Origin of the sequence: Streptomyces sp. NBC_01506 (genome assembly GCF_045040295.1) — a bacterium.
In the GTDB taxonomy this organism is placed as follows: domain Bacteria; phylum Actinomycetota; class Actinomycetes; order Streptomycetales; family Streptomycetaceae; genus Streptomyces.
The window spans coordinates 6648332-6660530 of the sequence record NZ_CP109422.1; the positions used below are offsets into that span (position 1 = coordinate 6648332).

26 protein-coding genes and 10 other RNA genes are annotated in these 12199 nt (G+C 64.6%); 33 read left to right on the forward strand and 3 right to left on the reverse strand.

The window, feature by feature from the left end:
- Nucleotides 1-470 precede the first annotated feature (470 nt).
- Nucleotides 471-851: an endonuclease domain-containing protein gene (locus OG329_RS29740; RefSeq protein WP_405802090.1), complete on the forward strand. Its 381-nt coding sequence runs from the start codon at nucleotides 471-473 to the stop codon at nucleotides 849-851.
- On the opposite strand, the gene OG329_RS29745 is transcribed toward OG329_RS29740, so the two are convergent.
- The 3 genes from OG329_RS29745 to OG329_RS29755 all read right to left on the reverse strand — a co-directional run bounded on the left by OG329_RS29745 (nucleotide 824) and on the right by OG329_RS29755 (nucleotide 2093).
- Nucleotides 824-1255: a hypothetical protein gene (locus OG329_RS29745; protein ID WP_405799486.1), complete on the reverse strand. Its 432-nt coding sequence runs from the start codon at nucleotides 1253-1255 to the stop codon at nucleotides 824-826. The two genes, OG329_RS29740 and OG329_RS29745, sit on opposite strands and share 28 nt — an antisense overlap.
- 34 nt (nucleotides 1256-1289) lie before the next feature.
- A complete protein-coding gene (locus OG329_RS29750; protein WP_405799487.1) occupies nucleotides 1290-1520 on the reverse strand; it encodes a hypothetical protein in 231 nt (76 codons plus the stop codon).
- Nucleotides 1521-1778: 258 nt separating this feature from the next.
- Nucleotides 1779-2093 (reverse strand): HNH endonuclease, encoded by a 315-nt coding sequence (locus OG329_RS29755; RefSeq protein ID WP_405799488.1) that lies wholly within the window; start codon nucleotides 2091-2093, stop codon nucleotides 1779-1781.
- A gap of 442 nt (nucleotides 2094-2535) precedes the next feature.
- On the opposite strand from OG329_RS29755, the gene OG329_RS29760 reads away from it, so the two are divergent.
- The 32 genes from OG329_RS29760 (at nucleotide 2536) to OG329_RS29915 (ending at nucleotide 12190) form a co-directional block, all read left to right on the forward strand.
- Entirely contained in the window at nucleotides 2536-2712 is a 177-nt protein-coding gene (locus OG329_RS29760; RefSeq protein WP_405799489.1) for a hypothetical protein, read from the forward strand.
- Between the two features lie 42 nt (nucleotides 2713-2754).
- Complete coding sequence (locus OG329_RS29765; protein ID WP_405799490.1) at nucleotides 2755-3390, forward strand: hypothetical protein; 636 nt, start codon at nucleotides 2755-2757, stop codon at nucleotides 3388-3390.
- A gap of 1115 nt (nucleotides 3391-4505) precedes the next feature.
- Nucleotides 4506-4898 (forward strand): hypothetical protein, encoded by a 393-nt coding sequence (locus tag OG329_RS29770; protein WP_405799491.1) that lies wholly within the window; start codon nucleotides 4506-4508, stop codon nucleotides 4896-4898.
- 16 nt (nucleotides 4899-4914) lie between these two features.
- An RNA gene (locus OG329_RS29775) (hammerhead ribozyme type II) lies at nucleotides 4915-4975 on the forward strand.
- A 17-nt stretch (nucleotides 4976-4992) separates the two neighbouring features.
- Nucleotides 4993-5175 (forward strand): hypothetical protein, encoded by a 183-nt coding sequence (locus tag OG329_RS29780; protein ID WP_405799492.1) that lies wholly within the window; start codon nucleotides 4993-4995, stop codon nucleotides 5173-5175.
- Nucleotides 5175-5345, forward strand: a complete 171-nt coding sequence (locus tag OG329_RS29785; RefSeq protein WP_405799493.1) for a hypothetical protein — start codon at nucleotides 5175-5177, stop codon at nucleotides 5343-5345. Before OG329_RS29780 ends, OG329_RS29785 begins: the two co-directional genes overlap by 1 nt.
- A 10-nt stretch (nucleotides 5346-5355) precedes the next feature.
- Nucleotides 5356-5508, forward strand: coding sequence for a hypothetical protein (locus OG329_RS29790; RefSeq protein WP_405799494.1), 153 nt, complete (start codon nucleotides 5356-5358; stop codon nucleotides 5506-5508).
- Nucleotides 5508-5570: hammerhead ribozyme type II (locus OG329_RS29795), an RNA gene on the forward strand. Before OG329_RS29790 ends, OG329_RS29795 begins: the two co-directional genes overlap by 1 nt.
- An 18-nt stretch (nucleotides 5571-5588) precedes the next feature.
- Nucleotides 5589-5798, forward strand: a complete 210-nt coding sequence (locus OG329_RS29800) for a hypothetical protein (protein WP_405799495.1) — start codon at nucleotides 5589-5591, stop codon at nucleotides 5796-5798.
- 3 nt (nucleotides 5799-5801) lie between these two features.
- An RNA gene (locus tag OG329_RS29805) (hammerhead ribozyme type II) lies at nucleotides 5802-5862 on the forward strand.
- A gap of 13 nt (nucleotides 5863-5875) precedes the next feature.
- Nucleotides 5876-6253 carry a hypothetical protein gene (locus OG329_RS29810; protein WP_405799496.1) on the forward strand — a complete coding sequence of 126 codons (378 nt, stop codon included), beginning with the start codon at nucleotides 5876-5878 and terminating at the stop codon, nucleotides 6251-6253.
- 159 nt (nucleotides 6254-6412) lie between these two features.
- Nucleotides 6413-6476, forward strand: an RNA gene (locus OG329_RS29815) — hammerhead ribozyme type II.
- 457 nt (nucleotides 6477-6933) lie between these two features.
- An RNA gene (locus OG329_RS29820) (hammerhead ribozyme type II) lies at nucleotides 6934-7011 on the forward strand.
- 9 nt (nucleotides 7012-7020) lie between these two features.
- Entirely contained in the window at nucleotides 7021-7821 is an 801-nt protein-coding gene (locus OG329_RS29825) for a hypothetical protein (protein ID WP_405799497.1), read from the forward strand.
- Nucleotides 7822-7838: 17 nt separating this feature from the next.
- Nucleotides 7839-7901, forward strand: an RNA gene (locus OG329_RS29830) — hammerhead ribozyme type II.
- A 16-nt stretch (nucleotides 7902-7917) separates the two neighbouring features.
- Nucleotides 7918-8259, forward strand: coding sequence for a hypothetical protein (locus tag OG329_RS29835; protein ID WP_405799498.1), 342 nt, complete (start codon nucleotides 7918-7920; stop codon nucleotides 8257-8259).
- On the forward strand, nucleotides 8256-8471 hold the full coding sequence (locus OG329_RS29840) for a hypothetical protein (protein ID WP_405799499.1): 216 nt from the start codon (nucleotides 8256-8258) through the stop codon (nucleotides 8469-8471). Before OG329_RS29835 ends, OG329_RS29840 begins: the two co-directional genes overlap by 4 nt.
- Complete coding sequence (locus tag OG329_RS29845) at nucleotides 8468-8716, forward strand: hypothetical protein (RefSeq protein WP_405799500.1); 249 nt, start codon at nucleotides 8468-8470, stop codon at nucleotides 8714-8716. The genes OG329_RS29840 and OG329_RS29845 overlap by 4 nt, the downstream gene beginning before the upstream one ends.
- 4 nt (nucleotides 8717-8720) lie before the next feature.
- Nucleotides 8721-8781: hammerhead ribozyme type II (locus tag OG329_RS29850), an RNA gene on the forward strand.
- 18 nt (nucleotides 8782-8799) lie between these two features.
- Entirely contained in the window at nucleotides 8800-8937 is a 138-nt protein-coding gene (locus tag OG329_RS29855) for a hypothetical protein (RefSeq protein WP_376521181.1), read from the forward strand.
- Nucleotides 8937-9239, forward strand: coding sequence for a hypothetical protein (locus OG329_RS29860; RefSeq protein WP_405799501.1), 303 nt, complete (start codon nucleotides 8937-8939; stop codon nucleotides 9237-9239). Before OG329_RS29855 ends, OG329_RS29860 begins: the two co-directional genes overlap by 1 nt.
- An 11-nt stretch (nucleotides 9240-9250) precedes the next feature.
- Nucleotides 9251-9676, forward strand: a complete 426-nt coding sequence (locus OG329_RS29865) for a hypothetical protein (RefSeq protein ID WP_405799502.1) — start codon at nucleotides 9251-9253, stop codon at nucleotides 9674-9676.
- Nucleotides 9673-9828 carry a hypothetical protein gene (locus OG329_RS29870; protein WP_405799503.1) on the forward strand — a complete coding sequence of 52 codons (156 nt, stop codon included), beginning with the start codon at nucleotides 9673-9675 and terminating at the stop codon, nucleotides 9826-9828. The genes OG329_RS29865 and OG329_RS29870 overlap by 4 nt, the downstream gene beginning before the upstream one ends.
- A gap of 39 nt (nucleotides 9829-9867) precedes the next feature.
- Nucleotides 9868-9928, forward strand: an RNA gene (locus tag OG329_RS29875) — hammerhead ribozyme type II.
- 15 nt (nucleotides 9929-9943) lie between these two features.
- Complete coding sequence (locus OG329_RS29880; protein WP_405799504.1) at nucleotides 9944-10501, forward strand: hypothetical protein; 558 nt, start codon at nucleotides 9944-9946, stop codon at nucleotides 10499-10501.
- A gap of 90 nt (nucleotides 10502-10591) precedes the next feature.
- The gene (locus OG329_RS29885; RefSeq protein ID WP_405799505.1) at nucleotides 10592-11155 is read left to right on the forward strand and encodes a hypothetical protein; all 564 of its coding nucleotides are present in this window, start codon (nucleotides 10592-10594) and stop codon (nucleotides 11153-11155) included.
- Nucleotides 11152-11334: a hypothetical protein gene (locus tag OG329_RS29890; protein ID WP_405799506.1), complete on the forward strand. Its 183-nt coding sequence runs from the start codon at nucleotides 11152-11154 to the stop codon at nucleotides 11332-11334. Before OG329_RS29885 ends, OG329_RS29890 begins: the two co-directional genes overlap by 4 nt.
- A 3-nt stretch (nucleotides 11335-11337) precedes the next feature.
- Nucleotides 11338-11398, forward strand: an RNA gene (locus tag OG329_RS29895) — hammerhead ribozyme type II.
- 17 nt (nucleotides 11399-11415) lie between these two features.
- On the forward strand, nucleotides 11416-11658 hold the full coding sequence (locus OG329_RS29900) for a hypothetical protein (RefSeq protein ID WP_405799507.1): 243 nt from the start codon (nucleotides 11416-11418) through the stop codon (nucleotides 11656-11658).
- Nucleotides 11655-11939: a hypothetical protein gene (locus OG329_RS29905; RefSeq protein ID WP_405799508.1), complete on the forward strand. Its 285-nt coding sequence runs from the start codon at nucleotides 11655-11657 to the stop codon at nucleotides 11937-11939. The genes OG329_RS29900 and OG329_RS29905 overlap by 4 nt, the downstream gene beginning before the upstream one ends.
- Nucleotides 11940-11941: 2 nt before the next feature.
- Nucleotides 11942-12115, forward strand: coding sequence for a hypothetical protein (locus tag OG329_RS29910; RefSeq protein WP_405799509.1), 174 nt, complete (start codon nucleotides 11942-11944; stop codon nucleotides 12113-12115).
- A gap of 11 nt (nucleotides 12116-12126) precedes the next feature.
- Nucleotides 12127-12190, forward strand: an RNA gene (locus OG329_RS29915) — hammerhead ribozyme type II.
- Nucleotides 12191-12199: the final 9 nt, after the last annotated feature.

The window sequence follows — 12199 nt, forward strand, 5'->3', positions numbered from 1 at the left end:
GCTCAAACGCGGGAGGATGACTTGAGCGTTGAACGTTGGGCCCTTACTGGTGTTGCCGTAGCTACGGGCGCCGCAGTGGTCATCGGCCACCTGTTGGATCAAGTACCCAAGCTGGCCCGCAAGGCGGTCTTGGCGATCCGCGCGCTCCGTTCTGTTCGCCGAGAGCTGCGTGGTGACGAAGAAGGGCAGTGAAGAAGCTGGCCAACTCCGGGTTCGGCTGTTCAGTGGCCGAGCCGGACGAGTACAGGTCGAAGCGGTCGTGATCAATCTCCGCCCCCACCGAGTAGATGGGGGCGGAGATTGGCTCAGGAGCCGATGTCAGTGTCCGCCGCTACTGTTCGAGCATGTATCGCGGACACTACAAAATCCCGCTCACTGCCGATACATCGCAGAACTGCGATCAATGCGGCGCCACTTACAAGTACGGCGAACGCGGACGGGTGGGAGGGCACTGCCTGAGCTGTAGCCCCATGGCCCGCCAGGCGCGGCGGCACAACCTTACGGTCAATGATGTCATCAAGATCTTGGAAGTCCAGGGGCACGTCTGCGCCTTGTGTGGCTTGGGGCCGGCGGGAGACGAAGGCCGCTCGTACTGGTGCATCGACCACGACCACAACTGCTGTCGCTTCGAACGCCCGACATGCGGCGGGTGCGTCCGAGGGTTGCTGTGCAATGGATGCAATGTGCGTGGTGTTGGCTGGTACGAATCCCTACCGCACGCCCTGCGAGACTGGCAGCGCTTGAACGACTACCTGGCGAACTCGCCGGCTGATCGCTGCGTTGAAACCAGGCAGTACCGCTTCAGGTTCCTACGCCGTACTCGTCAGGAGAAGCCCAACTCCCTTTTGTAGTCGGCGATGGCGAGCACGGACGCCGACGTCATCTCCGCCTCGGGCTCTTGGAGTTCGAGGCGCACGCGGCGCCGGTCGCCTTCGGTCACCAGCAGGTTCCCAAGGGCGGAATACAGGGTCTGCGCCATCTGCGCGCTCCGCTTGCCCGACTTTTTGTAGTGCGACAGGTCGTCGCACAGCGCGTAGGCGTACGCCCAGTCCGACTGCTGGTAGAAGTCGGCTTGGCCGGACTTCTTCAGCGAGTCGTAGAGCTGCTTTGCGATCGGGTGCCACTCGGGGTCGGCGCGAGGCACGGTGACCTTGCGCATCAGGCCCTTCTTGGCGTCCTGTTCGTCCGTGCCCTTGCGTGACCGAGGGCGTGCGAGGTCTTCCTCGCGATTCGGGATGGGGCCGCGAGCGCCCACCGGTCACCCCCTTTTCGTCACGGGCCAGCTTGAGTCAGATCTTGCCGCCGGTCACGAAGTGGCCGACCAGCCAGGCCAGGAACATGACCAGCACGGCGCGTCGCACCTGTGTGGTCTTCGTCTTCTTCTGGCCCTGTCTGGTGTGGAAGATCTTCCAGACCTGCTCAGACAGGGTGTCGTTCTTGTCCTTGCGCTTCAGGGCGATGCCCTCGATCACGACGAAGGCTCCGATCCAGGCAGCCCAGGCGATTTCAAAGCCAGTCAACTGGCCACCTCCTTCGGGTTCATCGGGCGTTACGACGCGCGGCCCGGTAAGCGCGGGTGGGCGAGTTGTTTTCGTCAGTGTTGCCACCATCACTGCCGTCTGGCCGGCCGCCGCAACGCATACGAGGACTCACATGCGACGACCGAAGTCACGGCCCCCTGGCTGGCCGGAGCGAGCCAGGGGGCGGGCGCCGCGCCCGAGGAGAGGAGGTCTCGGGGGCGCCTCACTCTCCGGGCGGGTGAGGGCCTGGAGAGCGGGTCAGAGGAGTCCGGGGTGCTGCTCGCCGCGGTGGAATCGCTTGGCGATTGCACGACGCTTGGCGTTGTACGCCGCAGCACCTTCCTGACTCGACTTGATCCGGTGGTGGTACGAGCACAGCGAACGCAGGTTACTCAAGCTGTGATCGTCACCGGCTTGGATGTGGTCCACGTCGGATGCGGACGAGTCGCAGCGCGCACCCGCTTCTGTGAGCGCGGTGCACTGCCCTCCGTCTCGCCGCAGGACCCGAAGCCGGATCTTCTGCCAGTCGGCCGGCAGGCGCGAACGCCTCTCCGAGCCTTGCCAGTTCGGCATCGATCACTCCCGACGTGGAAGCCGATCCCCTCGGTGACGCCCTACCTGATGAGGTAGCTGCTCGATCGCTGTCAACCCGAGGGGAAGTCTCACTTGCACTTGCAGTAAGACGTAAGGAGCTCTACCAGGCGAGGCCCGACAGGGCCTCCAGCCTGCTACTTCGTCCTTCGTGCCTACCCTTACACTTACTGATACGGAGCTCGCCCCTTGCTGGTCAGGGCGCCTTCGGTGTGACCGTGGTCACACTTGCACAATGAGTCTTCGAGGCTGGGCCGCCTGGCGGCGGCCACCTGACGTAGACGCGACGGCGAAGAGATGCTGGTGGGCGAAGCGGCAGGAGCGCCCAAGGGCGCCACAGGGTAGGGCCAGCAAGCTGCTGAGGGGCCGCTCCGCGGCCCGCAATCCAGAGACGTCTTACTGTTCAGCCGCTACCGTGGGAGCCATGGACAACTTCGACACGGGCCTTCAATTCGCCCTCCAGGTCACTGGCGCCGAGTTGGCGACCGAGCCCCCCGCTCCCGATACCCCGCTCGCCCACGTCCTTGCCTTCGCCGCCGAGCATGGACCGGAGGCCGTGACTGAAGAGGTCATCGCGAAGGCACAGGACGGCCGGCTGTAGTGGAAGCGGGAAAGCCCCGCCCAACTCTCTACAATCTCAATCATGTTGATCGCGAGCCCCTGGTATGAGTCCGGATCGTTTTGGCAGTTCGTCATCACCATCATCGTTGCGGTAGCACTTGGCGCCCTGGGGGCCTTCGCAACGACGCGGGCAAGTAACCCAAAGCGCCGGCTAACGTATCGAACTCTCGCGAACACGTCGCTGTTCGTGGCTTCGCACACCCAGACCGGGGCGCTCTCCGTTACTCACTCGGGGACGGCGGTGGCGCGACCCCGAGTGATCGAGCTGGAGCTGATGAACGCTGGGCGTCGTGACATTACGGCAGCGCAGTTTCACGCCAACGAGAACATCGTGTTCGACCTTGGAGTCGAAGTAGTGGCCGTCCTGGAGGTGGCCTCCTCCCCGGACGGAGCCGTCTCGCCAGTCGTGACGCCCTCCCAGTTGGGCCGCATACAGATCCCGCCCTGCCTGCTGGTGCGAAAGCAGAAGGTCAGCGTCTCGATGCTCGTCGATGGGCCGGTGACCCCGGTCCGCTGCATTGCAGCCCCCCTCATCGACGTGCAGGTGCGAGAGGAGACGGTCAGCCCCGCCGAGCAGGTCGAGTTGAGGTTCCGAGTCATGGCGATACTTCTTGGCGTCGCCTCGACCGGCCTCACTGTGGTCGCCGCACTTCAGTGATCGACCCTGAAACCGTGGCGCGATCCTGGCCGGTAAGACACGGCGGTGCCGGCTTCCGCTCTCCGGGGGTCACCCCCCACCCCATCGCGGCTCGTGCTACTCTCGCGCGCCCTCGCGCGGCGCCTGCGCGGCTTCTCACCGCGCGCCCGGCTTCCCTTGAAGCAACCGGCCACGGACCGGCCAACAGGCCCGGAGACGGCCGCTCAGCCATGATCAAACACGCTCTGACCTGCGAGACTTGACCAGGATGTGCAAGTGTGGCAGTGTCCTCCTCGTCAGCACGACGGACGGCGACCGGGTAACCGGAAACCATCCCGGCCGCGACACTTGCACATCGAGCAGAACTCACGTAGAGTCGAGCTCAGCAAGGCAGGCAAGCGAGTGGGTGACCAGGGATACCGATGCACCTGGGAACGTACTGCGACCGGTGGTAAACGGCTCGCTCGCAACGGTCCAGCCAAGCGAATCGCAAGACAGCGACACTTGCACAGCCCGGAGGAGTCCGGTAACGTACAGCTCAGCAAAACCGCAACACACGAACTTCAGAACGACGCTCACCGGCCCCCGAAAGGGACGTCGCAGCCGGGATTCTTCCCGGTGTGGTGGGTAGGCAGGGCGACGGTCCCCCAATCTGGACCACCTGGTAGGTGTGGGTATCCACACCAGTGACCCAGGTGTGAAGGTGAGGCAGTGACCGAACCCCTGGGGTACAGCCACCAAACGACGCCCGTTCAATCGGGCAGCCGTGTTCAGGCCGTACGCTTCGGAGAGGGATGCCACGATCCGGAGGGCTACGAACGCTGCCAGTGCCAGTAGGTGACCAGGGCTCATCGTTCAAACCGAACGGACCGCGAAGCGGAAACGCCAAACGGACCGGGACGGGCGAACGGTGACAAGGGATTCGGAACCCTGCCAGCAAGATCCGAAAGAGAACGTCCCGTCCGGTGCGAACGGGCGGAGGGAGTCGCAAGGCTTCCGCAGAGCTACCCGATTCCATGGGTCATCGGTTCGCCGATGGCGGTGTGGGCGAGCGTCAGAAGCCTCGGGTAGTGCCAGGTCCCCGCCGATGCGGGTCGATCTTTCGCACCAAGTGTAACAATCTAAGGGGGTGTGACATGATCTGCGCGATCTGTTCCGAGGGGGCCACGCACTACTACCGCACGGCCGGTGGGAAAAACTCCGGCCGGTGCGGGTACCACGCCGAGCAGTTCGGGTACCCCGAGTACCTGATCGAGCTCGTGCCGCCGCGAACGGCCCTGCGAGTGCCCGGCTACGTGATCCTCTTCCACGACGGCGACGGCAACGAGGATGAGGTTGCTGTGACCTGGCCCTTCGAGGAGGAGCTGGCCGAGTGGTGGGTCGAGACGGTCGCCGCCTGCGACACCGAAGCGGCACGCTGGCTGATCGCAGACGCCGCGCACAACCGCCACCACCCTCAGTACCTGGAGGCGGTCCGGGTCACGGTGGAGGTCACCCGTGTGACCTGCCTGCCGCTGATTGCGGCGTAAATGTGCAAGTGTAGCAAGGCGAAACGCCTTCGGGCGTCCGGCCAGGTGGTTCCTGGTCGCTGATGAGCCAGCCCGCTCAACCAAGGAGACAGTCATGGTGTTTCTCGGCAAGACGTCACTGACGACCGCTTACGGCAGGGCGCGCGTTGCGACGCTGGCGGAGGTGCGCAGGAACAGCCTGAGTGCCCTGTCGATGGAGTTCCGGCTTCGCGCCCACCTCCCCCAGGTCATGGCGTGGGAGGCGGGCCGGGGCTCGACCTCGAAGGGCGGTGCGTGATGGCGATCACCACCACCGTCAAGACCGACGCCGCAGACGGCAAGGTCGGCCTGACCCTGGGTGAGCTCCGCAAGCTGCTGGATGCGGTGGACCCCAGCGCGGACGACGACACCGTGATCAAGGTGCGGGTGGGGTGGCGGTCGCAGATCGCTCGCATCGAGATCGGATGAGGGGCGGCCGATGAACGAGAACGTCGACCAATTCCTGTCGCGGCGCCCGTACTACAGCCGGGCGCACGTCGAGGAGACCGCAGCGCAGTACGAGGGCATCGTCCCTTTCTGCGGGGAGTGCAAGGACTGGCACTACGGGGTCCAGCCGCACAGCGAGGACTGAGGCGAAACCCCCTCGGGGGTCCAGCCGGCATGGGCTGCCGGTTGCTGATGAGCCAGCCTGCTCGAACTCCAGGAGATGACGTGTACACCGTGCGGTGGATCGAAACGAGCGAGCACAGACGCGACCTGACCGACGAGGAGATGGCCGAGCTCAAGGGCGTCACTGTCGCGGAGCTGGCCGAGATGGAGGAAGACGAGGTCGCGGACGATCTGAATGACCTCCTTGCGGAGCTCGACGACGACGGCTTCGAGGGCCTGGTGCGCGACGTCGAGGAGTGCATCAAGCACTGAGCAAGGCGAAACGCCTTCGGGCGTCCGGCCAGGTGGTCCCTGGTCGCTGATGAGCCAGCCCGCTCAAGATGGAGGTGGTGATCTTGCAGGTCTACAACGTGCACCATGCGATCTACGTGGGCGCGCTGCGCCAAGCTCGAAGGCTGAGCGAGTTGATCGCTGGCGCGACAAGCAGGCCGGAGGAGATGCCCGCCGACCACTCGTACTACCTGACCGACGACTTCCAGTCTGGATTCGGCGTGGCGAAGGACGGCACGCTGGTCGGCCTGTTCTCCCTCATCAAGGGGCGTGGCGAGGAACTGGTGTGGGACGCGGTCGCACACAAGGGGGCCAAGAGGTTGGACTGCTTCGACGGGTTCCTGACCGAGTACTACAGGCGCTTCGGGTTCGCGGAGACCGAGCGGGTTCCGAACTGGACGTCCGGTGAGCCCGACGTGGTGTTCATGTCGCTCTAGGTGTGTAAGTGTAACTGACGGTTTGCGGCATCGATCAAGGAGAAGCGAGTGAAGTGCAGCGTCGAGGAGCTGGCCGAGCTTTTGGCCGAGTTGGAATACACCGAGCGTCGTCGGGTCCTGGAGCTCGCTGACCAGAAGGCGGCAGAGCACTACGAGTGAGGGCGAAACCGCCGAGAGGCGGTCGGGTCGGGGTGGTTCCCGGCTCCTGATGAGCCAGCCGGAACGAGGGAGTGAGCGCGATGTTGTTGCAGAAGGCCGAGCAGGACGTACGGCGCGAGGGGATGTACTGCGCTGCGGCGGATCAGGGCGTAACCCTGACGTTCAGTCACCCCCCGAGGGAGCCCCAAACGTGGGGGGTCACCTGCTCACACTGCGGAGCGAGCTGGAAGACCAGCGCCGCCCCGGAGGAGTACGAGACCCGAATCCAACTCGGCTACGAGTAAGGCGAAACGCCTACGGGCGTCGGGCTGGGTGGTTCCCGGTCCCTGACGAGCCAACCGGCAAGTCGGACGGCAGACCGAAGGGTCAAACATGCAGGACATCAGGGGGACGACACTGTTGCTCGATGCGCGCCGAAAGCGCGAAGACAGCAACGGGGAGCCGGGCTTCTTCAGGAGGACAAGCCACGGTTGACGCCCTCTTGCGCACCCCCAGTACGTGAGTAGGGGCGCACCTCACATTTGCGAAACCCCCGGCCGGCCGCGGTCGGCCGGGTGGTCGGTCAGGCGTGGCGGCCTGGCCCTGATGAGCAGCCATCGAGGAGAGACGTGGAGTTGGACCGCGACACGCTGAAGGAGGCGGCCGAGGAGGCGCTGACCCGGCCGAGCGATGCGATGTTCTACGACGAGCGACTGTTCGACACGCACGGCCTGGTGTGGCACTGGGCGGAGAGTGGTGGCGACATCCTCGCCGAGTCCAACTTCCATGCCGCCCTGGAGGCGATCACGGGAGCGGCGGGGAACGACGCGGGGGAGCACGTGATCGACGGGAGCGAGCGACACTTCGCCCTCGGCTACATACGGGCCCTGTACGTCCAGGTCTACGAGACCTTCGAGGAGGAGTGCGAGTGTGAGCCCACCTGGGAGCACGAGGACGGGTGCGGCGAGGATGGGGAGTCGTGGTACTGCCAGAACTTCTGCCTCGTCGAGTGCGACGGGGAGAAGTGCCTCCCGGACGAGCAGGCGTACACCCCCGCGTTCGTCGAAGCGGTCAAGCTCGCCCTCTACTTGAAGGGTGACGGCGCGATCCTCGACGACTCCGACTACTCCGAGCGGGAGAGTGAGGCGTTCGAGGCGGCGATGAAGGAAGCCGTCGAGCAGGCGCAACGCGAGTACACCCTGGTGGACACCGTTGAGGAGGACGAGGCCATCGCGCAGCGGTTCTACCTCGACGACTCGACGACGCACCGCAACCAGTGGTGCCGCCCGGAAGACGTGAGCTGGGAGACCGTGGCCGAGGAGTACGGGGCGGCGCGTGACGCCTACTTCGAGGAACTGGCAACCGAGGTCTACCGGTGGAACATACTCGGATACAGCCCTGACCAACTCGGACTCTTTTCTGTGGCGTGAATGTGCAAGTGTAGCGAAGCCGAAACCCCTTCGGGGGTCGGGGTGGGGTGGCTCTCACCTCCTGATGATGGCAGCCATGAATGTGAAGGTGTGACAGTGAACTGGAACCCGTTCAAGCGCAAGAGCGTTGGGGCCCCGACCGTAGTGATCCAGCACGACGAGCTGAACGGCGCCCTGGCCGTACTGGCGGGCGCGTTCGGGGACGGCATGACCGCCGATCAGACCGGACCGGGCTTCACTTGCGCTGAGGCGGACTCGGTCGCCCGCGTCCTGGCCTTGACCGGATACAAGCCGGAGGCCGTCACCTGGCTGGAGGGCCACGCGAGCGGCGACGAGGGCGATGACTCCCACTTCCTCTACGAGAACGACGAGGGCGGCGAGGGGCACGTCATGAATGCGGACGAGATCGCCTCGTACGTCGAGGAGTTGGCCGCGTGACCAACAACGAGGACATCCGCGAGCGCACGACCAAGCTCCAGGCCCTCGTCCTTGAGGTCGGGAAGTGGCGCAACGAGCACGACCCCGGCACCACAGAGTGGTACACCCTGATCGACCTGGCGGAGCAGGTTGAGGGCCTGCTGACCGCACTCCCCTGGGAGTTGCAGCCGATCCCGACCGTCGAGGAGCTGGCGGAGGCGATGGGCCTGTGAACAGCGCGACCATCCAGCTCGCCATCACCAACACGTACTTCGACGGCGCAGAGATCGAGACCAGCGCGATCATCACTGTCCCTGTCCCGTATCCCATCGACCCCGATGAGCGGGAGGAATGGGCGTACGAGCACATCTTCCCGGAGACCGGCACGGGCCGAGATGGCGATGCCTGGTACGAGGCCGAGGTCGTCGCGTCCACAGACTCAGAGCTCACCGGCAAGACCTTCGAGTTCGGGGGGTGACTCAAGGCGAAACCCCTCAGGGGGTCGGGCGGGCTGGCATCCCGCTCCTGATGAGCCTGCCGAACGTGAACGGAGAACGTCCTGTGACCCCGAAGTTCCGCACCAATGACAACGTCGTCCGCGACTCGAAGCGCAAGGACAAGGCCACCACCCTGGCCCGGCGACGGGTGCGGCTCAGCAAGTACGAGGCCGGCGCCCGCGTAGTCACGGCCAACTACTGATGTCCGCCGAGATCGACGAGCGGTTCAACCGCTGGGCGAACCGGCTGCGCACGATCCTTGCGAAGCCCGAAGGGGATTCCAGACAGGCCGAGTTCAAGCTGGCGGTCGACGAGATGTGGATGGACGACCATCGCCTGATCTCGTACTGGGAGAACTGCATTGACGGGTGCTGCCCGACCGGCGAGCTGGTTCTGGTCCGCCTCGTTCACCCCACCCTCGGGGCGCCCGCGATCGTGCGGGTCTTCCCTGAGTTCATCAAGTCGACCCGCACTCACCGGGCAGTCATCCACTCTGAGGGCTGAGGAGTCCGACAGTGCCGAGCGCTGAAGAGATCAAGCAGTACGTCACGGATGAGGTCGCCCAGGACATCATCGACACCGCGAGCGAGGGTGGCATCACCTACTGGGCGATCCAGCCGGACGACGAGCAGTTCGCTGGCCTGCCCGAGGGTAAGACCTGGACGATCGTTGAGGGAACCGAACCGCACCCCATCTGGACCTTCGGGGAGAAGCGCGAGGTCGACAGCGTGAACTACCTCAACGCTGACGACATCCGCGAGGCGTACACCAAGCTGCTCGACCTCAATCAGGACTACGTGGGGCGGGAGTATCACGGGTACGTCGTCCAGTCGTGGCTCGACAGAACCGAGAAGGACGGGATCGACACGGGCCTCATCGACGCCGGTACGGCTGACGTCCTGGTTCAGGTCGCCATCTTCGACCACGTTCATTACGGATGAGCGCCAGCATCGCTCGGACCTACCGGGCAATCGTCTTGAAGGGCGACGCCGAGCCCGTGGTGTTCGCGCGCCTCTCGGAGGAGCAGGCCGATCGTCTGGAGGAAATCGTCAACCAGGCCGCGGGATACGACCACGAGTTCGAACTTGAGTAGATGTGCAAATGTAGCTGAGTGATGCATTTCCTCACATCAAGGCGAAACCCCTTCGGGGGTCGGCCGGAGTGGACCTCCGGCCCTGATGAGCCAACCGACTGTAAAGGTGTAGCGAATGAGTAATGGGCATCACTTCGAGTACGAGATCGCGGGCGGCAAGATCTACCTCCGCGTTCTGATGGCGGAGCGCCGGAAAATCGAGAAGTGGGACGGGGATGTAAGCCTCCCTGCCGAGGAGATACTGCCCCGCGTGCATCTGGGCACGGACCCGGAATGGAAGGGTGAAGTCGCCCTCGGATTCGTGAAGGTGCGAGGCCGGAAGTACAGCATTGAGCAGATCTCGAAGCGCCTGCCCGAGGCGCAGGCTCGTCGCCGCGGTGGTGCGTCCCACTGGACGTACGAGACCTCGTACGTCGGTGGATACCGCAACGACCGAGGTCGCAAGGTGGACTACTCGGCGAAGGCGTGGGGCTCCCTTGGGGAGATCGAGCGCGAGGTGCTGGACCGCTTCCACGAAGAACATTCCGAGTGGGTGAAGAACAGCACGCGAAAGCTGTTTGAGTACAAGCGAGACAGCCTGACCCGCGAGGCCAAGAGCAAGCGCGCGGAAGCCGACAAGGACGACGCCGCAGCGGCCAAGTGGCAGGCCCGCATCGACGAGCTGGACGCCTGACCTTCGAGACTCAAGGCGAAACCCCGTAAGGGGTTGGCTGGAGTGGATCTCCAGTCCTGATGAGCCAACCAAGTGTGAAAGTGGGACAGGGTGAGCGAAGAAGCGATGGTCCACGAGTACGAGATCGCGGGCGGCAAGGTATACATCCGAATCCTGCCAGCCGAGCTCAAAACGTATGGACGGAACGGGAAGCCCGAGTCCGAGGAGCTTCGCCCCCGAGTCGAGATCGCCACCGACCCCGAGTTCCAGGTCCACGTCAACAAGGGCTTCGTCATGTTGCGGGGCCGCAAGTACGCGATCGGGGACACCGTTCGGCGACTTCCGGAGGGCGAGGGGCGCTTGGACGACCACGGATTCACCAAGGGGTGGTACCAGGAACCTGCGTACTTCGCCGGATTCCGCAACGAGGTCGGCGCGAAGGTCAATCGCGAGACGAAGGCTTACGGCGCACTCCGAGAGCTGGAGTTCGGGGCGCTGAACCGCTTCGAGGAGGATCACCCGGACTGGCAGACCGAGAGCATCCGCACCCTCTTCGAGATCCAGCGGGACGCCCAGAACGGCAAGGCGAAGGACGCGCGAGAGAAGGCGGCCAAGGCCATCCGCGAGGCGGACGAGTGGCAGGCCCGCATCGATCAGCTCGGCGCCGCCGGATGAACAGTCTCGAAGTCCGTTACGAGCTCTACAAGTACCTCTCGGGCCTTGCCCGGCCGGCCGCGATCGTATCGGCCGAGATGACGCCCCCGATTCCAGGCGAGCCGGTAGAGATCCACCTCGTCACTCAGGACCCGATGGGCGATGAGCGCACCTACAGCGTGCGCATCACCGAGCTGTGACCAAGGCGAAACCCCTCCGGGGGTCGGCTGGAGTGGATCTCCGGCCCTGACGAGCCAACCAAGTGTGAAAGTGTGGCAGAGATGGGACGGATGAAAGACATCGCGATCGACCTCATGGACTACGAGGCGGGCGAGCTGAACGCCAGAGAGACGCTGGAGCTGTTCGGCGTCCTGATCAACAGCGGTATGGCCTGGACCCTTCAGGGCGCCTACGGGCGGATGGCCAGCGAGCTGATCGATACGGGCTGCCTCACCGAAGAGGGTGAGATCAGCGAGTTCGCCGGTCAGGTGCTCGACAAGCTCGATGAGCGGGCCACGTCGTGAGCGAACTGCCGCGGCAGTTGAGTGCGCGGGTCGACGAGGAACTGGCCCGTCACATCACAACCCTCGCCCCAACCGGGCTGAGTAACAGCGACCTGATCAAGCGGTCGATCGCGCTGTTCGCCGAGGTGTACGCCGTGGCCGTAGAGAACGGTGTCGCCGAGCCTCGCGAGATTCCCAAGCTGACCGCCTACCAGTACCAGCTCCCGCCCAAGTGGATGCCCCCGCCTCCCCGTACAGGCGCCCTCAACATCCCTCGATCGAAGCCCTCGAAGGAGTCCTGACCATGAAGCAGCGCATCACTTTCACGCTCGACGTGGACGAGCAGGCATGGGCCGAGGAGTACGGACTGGACCCCGCGGACGTTCGCGAGGACGTGCGGTCATACATGGCGAACTTGCTGCATTGCATGTACCCCGTCGGCGCAGAACTCGTGCGCGACGTGACCATCCAGCGATGAACTCCCCCTCCAGGCGAAACCCCTTCGGGGGTCCACGTGGGACGGCTGCCTACGTGCTGATGAGCCAAGCCGAATCCATACGAG

What these genes read in the sequence shown, in the direction of transcription:
- OG329_RS29790 (WP_405799494.1), top strand. Translation starts at nt 5,356, where the DNA reads ATGAACGAGAACGTCGACCAATTCCTGTCGCGGCGCCCGTACTACAGC.
- OG329_RS29755 (WP_405799488.1), bottom strand. Translation starts at nt 2,093, where the DNA reads ATGCCGAACTGGCAAGGCTCGGAGAGGCGTTCGCGCCTGCCGGCCGAC.
- OG329_RS29740 (WP_405802090.1), top strand. Translation starts at nt 471, where the DNA reads ATGGCCCGCCAGGCGCGGCGGCACAACCTTACGGTCAATGATGTCATC.
- OG329_RS29785 (WP_405799493.1), top strand. Translation starts at nt 5,175, where the DNA reads ATGGCGATCACCACCACCGTCAAGACCGACGCCGCAGACGGCAAGGTC.
- OG329_RS29880 (WP_405799504.1), top strand. Translation starts at nt 9,944, where the DNA reads ATGAGTAATGGGCATCACTTCGAGTACGAGATCGCGGGCGGCAAGATC.
- OG329_RS29910 (WP_405799509.1), top strand. Translation starts at nt 11,942, where the DNA reads ATGAAGCAGCGCATCACTTTCACGCTCGACGTGGACGAGCAGGCATGG.
- OG329_RS29870 (WP_405799503.1), top strand. Translation starts at nt 9,673, where the DNA reads ATGAGCGCCAGCATCGCTCGGACCTACCGGGCAATCGTCTTGAAGGGC.
- OG329_RS29770 (WP_405799491.1), top strand. Translation starts at nt 4,506, where the DNA reads ATGATCTGCGCGATCTGTTCCGAGGGGGCCACGCACTACTACCGCACG.
- OG329_RS29765 (WP_405799490.1), top strand. Translation starts at nt 2,755, where the DNA reads ATGTTGATCGCGAGCCCCTGGTATGAGTCCGGATCGTTTTGGCAGTTC.
- OG329_RS29780 (WP_405799492.1), top strand. Translation starts at nt 4,993, where the DNA reads ATGGTGTTTCTCGGCAAGACGTCACTGACGACCGCTTACGGCAGGGCG.
- OG329_RS29900 (WP_405799507.1), top strand. Translation starts at nt 11,416, where the DNA reads ATGGGACGGATGAAAGACATCGCGATCGACCTCATGGACTACGAGGCG.
- OG329_RS29890 (WP_405799506.1), top strand. Translation starts at nt 11,152, where the DNA reads ATGAACAGTCTCGAAGTCCGTTACGAGCTCTACAAGTACCTCTCGGGC.
- OG329_RS29860 (WP_405799501.1), top strand. Translation starts at nt 8,937, where the DNA reads ATGTCCGCCGAGATCGACGAGCGGTTCAACCGCTGGGCGAACCGGCTG.
- OG329_RS29760 (WP_405799489.1), top strand. Translation starts at nt 2,536, where the DNA reads ATGGACAACTTCGACACGGGCCTTCAATTCGCCCTCCAGGTCACTGGC.